Raw genomic sequence first — 8,576 nt, 5'->3', positions numbered from 1 at the left:
CCGGTGGGGTCGGTGAGCAGCCGTCGCCAGGTGCCGCCTTCGGCGAGGTCGCGGGCGACGGCGGCGGTGACCGGCCCGTAGCCGGCCAGCTCGCCGGGTTGGTCGTCGATCCCGGCCAGGGTGGTGGCGGCGACGGTGACGTGCACCCGGGTCTCGCCGGCCTGCTCGCCGGTGACGAGTTCGACCAGGGCGTCGGCGCGGCGGGCGTCGACGCCGCGGTCGTCGCCGGGTGCGCGGGTGTGGGCGAGGGTGTCGACGGCGGTCATGATGCGGGTGGCGTCGGTGGCGGGGAGATGGGCGTAGAGGTCGGCCATGCCGTCCTCGGCGGGGATCAGCCGCACCCACCGGTCGGTCCGGGCGCGTTGATGCCTCGTTTCGGCGTCGGCGGGGTCGGCGGCGAGCACGGCGCGGCGCACGGCGCGTTTCAGCTCCGCCAGCGTCTGGGACGGAGCCTTGGGGAGGACCGCCGCCTCCACCGCGGCGGCGGTGACCGCGTCGAGGGGTTCGGTGGCTTCGGCGATGGTGGTGGCCTTGCGCACGTCGACCCGCCCGGCCGTCAACGCCGCCCTCGTGCCCGGCAGCCGGTCCCGCAACCCGCGGGCGACCTGCAGCCGCCGGTCGGCGGTGAGGGCGGACAGGTGCAACGCCGCCGCCACCTCTTCGCGCACCCAGTCCTCATCGCCGGGTCCGGGCGGTCCGTCCGGGGCGTCCAGGCCGCCCAGCACCCGGTGCTGCTCGGCGGCGACCCACGCCGCCTGCGCCTCCCACGCGACTAGCAGATCCAGCCGCAACCCGGCCGGCAGCACGGCCGCGTCGATCGACGCGAGCCAGCCCATCGCTTCCGGACCCGGCGGCACCCCTACCCCCCACGCCGCGATCACCGCGGCCACCGACGACGACTCGCCGACCGACCCACCATCCTCGAACATGTGTTCGATTATGGACCTGTCGACCGACCAGAAAAGCGTTGTCCACAGGTCAGCCGCGGCGGCCGAAGGCCCGTTCCACCTCACGCTTCGCGTCCCGCTCGGCGAGCGCCCGCCGCTTGTCGTAGGCCCGCTTGCCTCGAGCCAGCGCGATCTCGACCTTCGCCTTGCCGTCGCGGAAGTAGAGGGCGAGCGGCACCAGCGTCAGACCCGACTCCTGCGTCTTACCGATGAGACGGGAGATCTCCTCCCGGTGCATCAGCAGCTTGCGCACCCGCCGCGGCTCGTGGTTGGTCCACGACCCCTCGGTGTATTCGGGGATGTGGACGTTGTGCAGCCACACCTCGCCGTCGCTGATCGACGCGAAGCCGTCGACCAGCGACGCGCGACCGGCGCGCAACGACTTCACCTCGGTGCCGGTGAGGACGAGCCCCGCCTCGTAGGTGTCGAGCACGGTGTAGTCGTGGCGCGCCTTGCGGTTCTGTGCGATCAGCTTTCGGCCGGTCTCTTTGGACACGACGACGATCCTACGACCGTACGTAGAGCCGCAGCGTGAAATATGCCGCGATGCCGGCCAGCAACACACCCACGGCGGCGAGCACCGGACTGATCACGAGGATCGACCCCCAGTCGATGGGGCGCAGGATCCCGGACTTGATGACCCCGCTCAGCGTCTTGTCGACGAAGAGTGTTTTGGCCAGTCCGAGTCCGCCGACCGCGAGGATCGCGCCGATCAACCCGGCGAACGCCGCCTCGACGATGAACGGTAGCTGCGTGTACCACCGGGATGCGCCCACCAGGCGCATGATCCCCGTCTCGGTTCGTCGACTGAACGCCGCCATCTGGATGGTGTTGGAGATCAGGAGTAACGCGGCAAGTGCCTGTACGACGGCGATGGTGATCGTCGCGTTACGCAGGCCGTTGAGCAAGGAGAAGAGCCTGTTGAGCACCTGCCCCTGGTCCTGGACCGAGTCGACACCCGGCTTGCCGGTGAACTCCTTCGCGACGATCGGATAGCGCTCCGGATTCTTCAGCTTCACCCGGAACGATGCCGGCAGATAGCTCGGCGGCGTACCGGTGACGAGGCTCTGCTGCTGGCTGAAGAGCTTCTTGAAGCGCTGGTATGCCTGGGCTTTGTTCTCGTAGATGAAGCTCGACACCTCAGGCGACTGCTTGAGCTCCGTCTCGAGCGACGCCCGCTGCGCCTTCGTGGAACTGTCCTTCAGAAAGACCGACACCTCGATCTTGTTGTAGTACAGCGCCTTCATCTGGTTGATCTCGCGGGCGATGAGAAGCCCCGCACCGAGCAATCCCAGCGAAATCGCGGTGGTCAGGATCATCGCGATCGTCATGGTGACGTTACGGCGAAGGCCGGTACGCACCTCGGAGAGGACAAAGCTTGCACGCATGGGATTCCTAAACGGTCGGGGCCGTGGCCACCGGCATCACGGACAGGAGGATCGAGCCGGTCACCGGCCGACGCCGTAGACGCCGCGGGCCTGGTCACGAACCAGCCGACCCATGTTCAACTCGACGACACGGCGACGCATGGCATCGACGATGTTGTTGTCGTGGGTGGCCATGAGGACGGTCGTGCCGATGCGGTTGATCCGCTCCAGCAGCAACATGATGTCCTGGCTCGTATCGGGGTCGAGGTTGCCGGTCGGCTCGTCGGCGAGCAGGACCAGCGGCCGGTTGACGAAGGCGCGGGCGATCGCCACGCGCTGCTGCTCGCCACCCGACAGCTCATTGGGGAGCCGGTTGGCCTTGCCCTCGAGGCCGACCATCTCGATGACCTCGGGAACGACCTTCTTGATCGTACGGCGAGGCTTTCCGATCACCTCGAGGGCGAACCCGATGTTCTGCGAGACCGTCCGGTTGGGCAGCAGGCGGAAGTCCTGGAAGACGCAGCCGATCGTGCGGCGCAGCGCCGGGACCTTCCACCGGGAGAGCTTGGTCAGCTCTTTGCCCGCGACATTGACCGAACCGCGAGTAGGGTCCTCCTCCTTGAGGAGGAGTCGGAGGAGGGTCGACTTGCCGGAGCCAGAGGGTCCGATGAGGAAGACGAACTCCCCCTTCTCGACCTCGATACCGACATCGTCGAGCGCCGGCCGCTTACTGGCCGGATAGAGCTTGGTCACGTTCTTGAGGCGGATCACGAAGGGCGAGTCTACCGTTGAATGTGATATGCGCCTGTCCGGCTCTCGGGTGTAAGGATCGCGAGCTCGAAGGATGGGCCAGAAGGGGGTTCTGATGTGCTGCGAACAGCTGGTATGTGCGTCCTGCTCAGGGCGGGTTGTAGATGCCAGATGCCCAGTCTGTCGGCAAATGCGCAGTGACCTGCACCACCACAGCCCCGACTGGCAGGCCCTCCTCGTGCCCGTCCTCGCGGCGCTGGCGGCAATAGCCTGTTTGCTCGCCTACTACGTACGGGTCGCCTAACCGGCAGTTTCTAGGCGCTGACTTCCTGTTGACGCCGCCAGCGAATCTCCGCTTCGATGAAGCTGTCGATTTCGCCGTCGAGAACTCCGGTGGTATTTCCGGTCTCCACCTCAGTGCGGAGATCTTTCACCATTTGGTATGGATGCAGCACATAACTGCGGATCTGATTGCCCCAGCTATTTCCGGCGTCGCCGCGTAGCTCATCCATCCTGGCCGCATCCTCGAGCCGGCGACGTTCCAGCAGCTTGGACTGGAGCACGCCCATGGCGCTGGCCCGGTTCTGCAGCTGGGAGCGCTCGTTCTGGCAGGAGACGACGATGCCCGTCGGCAGGTGGGTGATCCGGACCGCGGAGTCGGTGGTGTTGACGCCCTGGCCACCCGGCCCGGACGACCGGTAGACGTCGACCCGGATCTCGCTCTCGTCGATCTCGATCTCGTCGGTCGACTCGACGACCGGCACCACGTCGACGCCGGCGAACGACGTCTGCCGCCGGTTCTGGTTGTCGAACGGGCTGATCCGGACCAGCCGGTGGGTGCCGTGCTCGCCGGCCAGCGTGCCGTAGGCGTAGGGGGTCTTCACCGTGAAGGTCGCCGACTTGATGCCGGCCTCCTCGGCGTACGACGTGTCGTAGACCTCGGTGGGATAGCCGTGGCGCTCCGCCCAGCGCAGATACATCCGCAGCAGCATCTGAGCCCAGTCGGCGGCGTCCACACCGCCGGCTTCAGACTTGACCGTGACGACCGCCTGGCGGGCGTCGTACTCCCCGGAGAGCAGGGTCCGGACCTCGAACTCGTCGATCAGCCGCCGGACGCTCGCCAGCTCGCCCTCGACCTCGGTGCGGGTGGCCTGATCGTTCTCGGCCTCGGCGAGCTCATGCAGTACGGCGAGGTCGTCGACGCGACGGCGCAGGTCTGCCACCCGCTTGATGTCGTTGTTGACCATCGCGAGCCGGGTGGTCAGCCGCTGCGCGCGCTCGGTGTCGTCCCACAGGTCCGGTTGGCCGGCCTGCTCCTCCAGCTCAGTGGCCTCGAGGCGCATCGCGGGGATGTCGAGGACCGTCTCGATCGACGAGAGCGTCGTGGACAGGTCCTTGAGGGTGGACGGGAAGTCGGGGGCGGTCACAACCGTCCAGGGTACGGCACGGGTGCTGCCGGAGGCCGGACACGAGAGCCGGTCAGGCGTGCGGGAGAGCGGCCAGCCATTTGAGCAACGCCTTCTCGTAGGCGACGCCGAACTCGGTGGTGGCGACGAGGTAGTCGTCGGCGCCGTCCCGGCGGAGTTCGATGAGCCGGTCGCGATGGGTAGCGAGGGCCGCTTCGTGCTCCGACCGCGCGTCGGCGACCAGGCGACGCAACTGCGACCGGCTGTGTTGCGCACCGAAGCCGAGCCGCAGCAGCAACGGATTGCGCGAGTGGTCCGGACCGGCGGGTTCGGCCAGCCAGGCCGCGAACGCCTTGCGGCCCGCCGGAGTGATCGAGTAAGGCTGGGCGGCCCGCGCGCCCGCCTTGCCGAGCTTGACGAGGCCGGAAGAGGCGAGGACGGGAAGCTCGCGGTAGACCTGACTGCGCGTCACATTCCAGAAGGCACCGAACCGGTCGTCCGCAGCGGCGACGAGTTCGCCGCCGGTCATCGGCCGGTCATGCAGCATTCCGAGTAGCGCAGCAGCCGTCGAGTTCAGCGTCGTGATCACGCGGTCACAGTGCCACGGACGTGCTGCCGGCACCAGGCTTGACACGGCCGGTCCACAGTGGACCGAATGCGCCGGAGATCTCGTGGCTCGACAGTTGCTGCCTGTGGACAGCGCCAGCGACAACGGCCGCGGAACGACTAGAAACGACGAGCCACGTCGCTAGCTCGAGTCCGAGACTCCGGAGGTTGCGGATGCCGTTGATCGTTGTCGACCCGGTGTCCCTGCAGGCCGTTGCCCGCGACCTCGCGAAGAGCGTCGACGTCGCCGAGGACGTGGCCCGGCATCGGAGTCGGCTCATGTCCTACGCCGCCGGCGCAGGCCGTCCATCTGTCACGGCCGCGATCGGGTCCTTCTTGGATCGCTGGTCCTACGGGTGCGGGTGTCTGGTCAGCGACACCCGCCACCTCGCAGCGGCTGTCGGCCACGCCAGCGGTGCCTACCGCCAGGTCGACGCAAGGGTCGCGAAAGCCGGGCTCGTTGAGCGGTGAGCTCTCGGGCGTCGCCGACCCGCGTGCGCTCGTACCCGGCGACCCGGACCAACTCGAGGTCCTGGCCGCAGGTCTCGGCGCCTTCGTGCTCGGCATGACGGAGGCGGCCGCGAACCTGCGCGCGGTCGGATCCGGCGAGTGGATGGGCGCGGCCGGTGACGCCTTCCGGGCCATCGCAGACCAGCAGCCGGGCCGATACGAGGACGCCGGCGAGGCGTTCGGCCAAGCCAAGCTGGCGGTGCTGCGTTACGCCGACGTGCTGCGCGACGCCCAGACGACCGCGGCTCGTGCCGTGCTGCGCTACCAGGAGGCGGAGCAGTTATCGTCGGCCTGGCAGGGCCGCATGGGCGCCTACCGGGCCGCCGAGACGGCCTCCGAACGCGCCAGTTCCGCGAGCCACACCAGGATCACCGTCGATGTCGCGCGACCGCCGCCGGACGACCCTGGCGAGACCCACCGCGCCGGCGCCGCGCGATTGCTCGCCGACGCCCATGCCTCGGTCGACATCGCCGCCCGACTCACCCAGACCGCACTTGCCGATGCCGAACGTCACGCACCGACCAAGCCGAGCATCTGGCACCGATTCACACACGGCATCGGCGAAGCACTCCACGGCGCCGCGCACGTGGCCGAAGGCGTCGGCGACGGTCTGCTCGATATGGGCAAGGGCCTGTGGTCGCTTACCGGCGCCGCCGTCACCGACCCGCACCAGTTCGCGGCGTCCTGGCAAGGCATGTCCACCCTCACCGATGTCGCACACCCCTACGCGATGGAGCAGGCCTGGGTCGGCGTCGGACGCTCCTTTGTGGACGCCGACGAGTGGTCCAAGGAGCCGGACAAGGCGTTCGGACACACTCTTGCGAACGTCGGAGCCCTCGCGGCCGGCGGCGAAGGCATCGCCGCCGACACCAGCGAAGCCGCCGAAGCCGGACTGGCCGGCCAGTCGGTCACCGCGGAAGCGAGTGCCGCGCGACTTTCGGCAACTTTGCGGGCCGACCACGTCGCCGGCAAGCCATGGAATCTGTCACCTGAGGACATACCGCCCGCGACGGGTTGGGCGCACCCCCACACACTCGAGGAGCACCTAAGAAAGCACAAGACGGACTTCGTCGAGATCTCGACGGAGGACGACTACATCAAGGCAGCCTGCGCATTTCACCGTGAGGCCGTGCAGGGCCTGTATTCGGCAGTCGTAGATTTGCAGAACGTCGGTCCGCGCCTAAAGTTCTACGACCCGGCGACAAACAGATTTCTCATCACGGAAACTGATAGCTCGATCGTCACCTACTACCTACCGAAGGCGGGGAGCAGCTACTGGCTATCACAGCCAGGCGACCCGATACGTTGGTGGATACGCCGATGACTCGTACCGCGATCGCCACCCGTGGCTGTTCACGGGCCGACACAGTGAGGCAGCAACGATGAACGCACCTGCTCTGCGGCAATCCGATATCTCATTTCAGTGCCCAATCTGTGGCTACGCTGAAATGCCACTCCCGGCACGGTCGGTCGACAGCGGTGGAGCATCCTTTGACATTTGTCCATGCTGCACGTTCCAGTTCGGGTATGACGACGACGACCAAGGCTTCAGTTACTCGGAGTGGCGAGGGAAGTGGATCTCTCAGGGCATGCGGTTCGGATCCCACGATCGCAAGGCACCGGCCGGGTGGGACGCCATCACTCAGCTGATGACATTGCTTGCCCGCGGTGAGCCAGAGCTGATCATCTTCAGTGGCCATCCCACCCTCGACGACACGGACCGACGCGCGACGTCCGCGGCTGCGTCGGTGGCGGGACTCGGCCGCCTGTCACGTACATGGCGAAAGCGTCCAGGCGACCTTGGCGGGGAAGTTCGTGTGTTCGCCGCAGAAGTCGAAGGTGAGGCCGCCCACAGCGCGCGGGAAGCTATCGCGACAGCGACGAATAGACACGAGGACGGCCAATGCATCGTGGAGATGGTCGTCGCAGGGCAGGAGCAGTCGCGATATCGGCAGCTGCTCATCGAGCGTGGGGTCGTCCTGTACTCGCGGTGATCCTGCACACCGCCTCTTCGACAGGCGCTCATGCATCGACCGGACCGCAGATGATTCGGAGGGATGACATGAAGCCGTCATCTACGACACTATCTCGGGCGGCTAATGAAATCGCCAGCCTCGATACCGCGTGGAGTGGACGAAGAGCATGTCGATACCGAACGCCGACCATCCAACGGACCTCGATCGGATGGAGATTCTCTGCCCGATTTGTGGCTCACCTGACCAGATCGCCGAACCCCGCTCGCCGACGAGCGGTGGAGCATCGTTCGAGTACTGCCCCTGCTGCGAGTTTCAATTTGGCTACCAGGACGACGATCAGGGTTTCAGCTACTCGGAGTGGCGCGGACGTTGGATCTCGCAGGGCATGCGGTACGGAGCTGAGGGCGATCGGCCGCCTTCGGAATGGAACCCCACAACGCAACTGCTTTCGGTACTTGCTCGCGGTGAGCCAGACCTGATCATCTTCAGTGGCCATCCCACTCCTGACGACGAGGACCGACGTGCGGCGTCCGCGGTGGCGTCGGTGCCGGGGCTCGACCGCCTGTCGCGGGCATGGCGCAAGCGTCCAGGCGATCTTGGCGGGGCAGTTCGCCTATTCGTCGCCCACGTCGAACGGGAAGCTACTCGGGCAGCGCGCGAGGCAATCGGGACAGCGACCAACAAGCCCGAAGACCGTCACAGCATCATCGAGATGATCGTCGCAGGACAGGAGCAGTCGCCGTATCGCCAATTCCTCATCGAACGCGGTGTCACGCTGTACGCGCGCTGATCCCTGCGCGCGGCTGCCTGGACCCCCCGGATGTATCGTCCGATCGCAGCCGATCCGGAAGGGGATGGCATGAAGGCCGTCGTGTACGACGCACCCCGTACCTTCTCGATCCGGGACGTCCCGACCCCCGAGCCCAAGCCCGGCGAGGTGCGGGTACGGGTCGCCCAGACCGGGATCTGCGGGACAGATCTGCACATCCACGAGGGCAACTTCTTCGCCGAGTT

At 67.0% G+C, this 8,576-nt stretch carries 11 protein-coding genes; 5 read left to right on the top strand and 6 right to left on the bottom strand.

Going from position 1 to position 8,576, the window contains the following annotated elements; all coding sequences use genetic code 11:
• The 6 genes from VGH85_00975 to VGH85_00950 form a co-directional block, all read right to left on the bottom strand.
• On the bottom strand, positions 1–929 hold a 929-nt coding region (locus VGH85_00975), incomplete at its 3' end, for a DUF222 domain-containing protein (protein HEY2172364.1).
• A gap of 49 nt (positions 930–978) precedes the next feature.
• On the bottom strand, positions 979–1,443 hold the full coding sequence (gene smpB / locus VGH85_00970) for an SsrA-binding protein SmpB (protein ID HEY2172363.1): 465 nt from the start codon (positions 1,441–1,443) through the stop codon (positions 979–981).
• 10 nt (positions 1,444–1,453) lie between these two features.
• Complete coding sequence (gene ftsX, locus VGH85_00965; protein ID HEY2172362.1) at positions 1,454–2,335, bottom strand: permease-like cell division protein FtsX; 882 nt, start codon at positions 2,333–2,335, stop codon at positions 1,454–1,456.
• A 60-nt stretch (positions 2,336–2,395) separates the two neighbouring features.
• On the bottom strand, positions 2,396–3,085 hold the full coding sequence (ftsE, locus tag VGH85_00960; protein HEY2172361.1) for a cell division ATP-binding protein FtsE: 690 nt from the start codon (positions 3,083–3,085) through the stop codon (positions 2,396–2,398).
• Positions 3,086–3,378: 293 nt separating this feature from the next.
• Positions 3,379–4,491, bottom strand: a complete 1,113-nt coding sequence (gene prfB, locus VGH85_00955; GenBank protein HEY2172360.1) for a peptide chain release factor 2 — start codon at positions 4,489–4,491, stop codon at positions 3,379–3,381.
• 52 nt (positions 4,492–4,543) lie between these two features.
• A complete protein-coding gene (locus tag VGH85_00950) occupies positions 4,544–5,059 on the bottom strand; it encodes a PadR family transcriptional regulator (protein ID HEY2172359.1) in 516 nt (171 codons plus the stop codon).
• Between the two features lie 191 nt (positions 5,060–5,250).
• Between VGH85_00950 and VGH85_00945 the strand changes: the two genes are divergently transcribed.
• From VGH85_00945 to VGH85_00925, 5 genes are all read left to right on the top strand, one after another.
• Positions 5,251–5,547, top strand: a complete 297-nt coding sequence (locus tag VGH85_00945; GenBank protein HEY2172358.1) for a hypothetical protein — start codon at positions 5,251–5,253, stop codon at positions 5,545–5,547.
• On the top strand, positions 5,537–6,910 hold the full coding sequence (locus VGH85_00940) for a hypothetical protein (protein HEY2172357.1): 1,374 nt from the start codon (positions 5,537–5,539) through the stop codon (positions 6,908–6,910). The genes VGH85_00945 and VGH85_00940 overlap by 11 nt, the downstream gene beginning before the upstream one ends.
• A 265-nt stretch (positions 6,911–7,175) precedes the next feature.
• A complete protein-coding gene (locus VGH85_00935) occupies positions 7,176–7,580 on the top strand; it encodes a hypothetical protein (protein HEY2172356.1) in 405 nt (134 codons plus the stop codon).
• Between the two features lie 148 nt (positions 7,581–7,728).
• A complete protein-coding gene (locus VGH85_00930) occupies positions 7,729–8,352 on the top strand; it encodes a hypothetical protein (protein HEY2172355.1) in 624 nt (207 codons plus the stop codon).
• 30 nt (positions 8,353–8,382) lie between these two features.
• Positions 8,383–8,576 (top strand): alcohol dehydrogenase catalytic domain-containing protein (locus VGH85_00925; protein HEY2172354.1); only part of this gene is annotated, 194 nt, incomplete at its 3' end.

The organism is Mycobacteriales bacterium, assembly GCA_036497565.1.
Taxonomy (GTDB): Bacteria; Actinomycetota; Actinomycetes; order Mycobacteriales; family QHCD01; genus DASXJE01.
This window is presented reverse-complemented; position numbering and strand designations above follow the sequence as displayed.

Excerpts from the sequence above, each read along its gene's own strand:
- ftsX (HEY2172362.1), bottom strand. The coding sequence starts at position 2,335 with ATGCGTGCAAGCTTTGTCCTCTCCGAGGTGCGTACCGGCCTTCGCCGT.
- VGH85_00945 (HEY2172358.1), top strand. The coding sequence starts at position 5,251 with ATGCCGTTGATCGTTGTCGACCCGGTGTCCCTGCAGGCCGTTGCCCGC.
- VGH85_00935 (HEY2172356.1), top strand. The coding sequence starts at position 7,176 with ATGCGGTTCGGATCCCACGATCGCAAGGCACCGGCCGGGTGGGACGCC.
- VGH85_00930 (HEY2172355.1), top strand. The coding sequence starts at position 7,729 with ATGTCGATACCGAACGCCGACCATCCAACGGACCTCGATCGGATGGAG.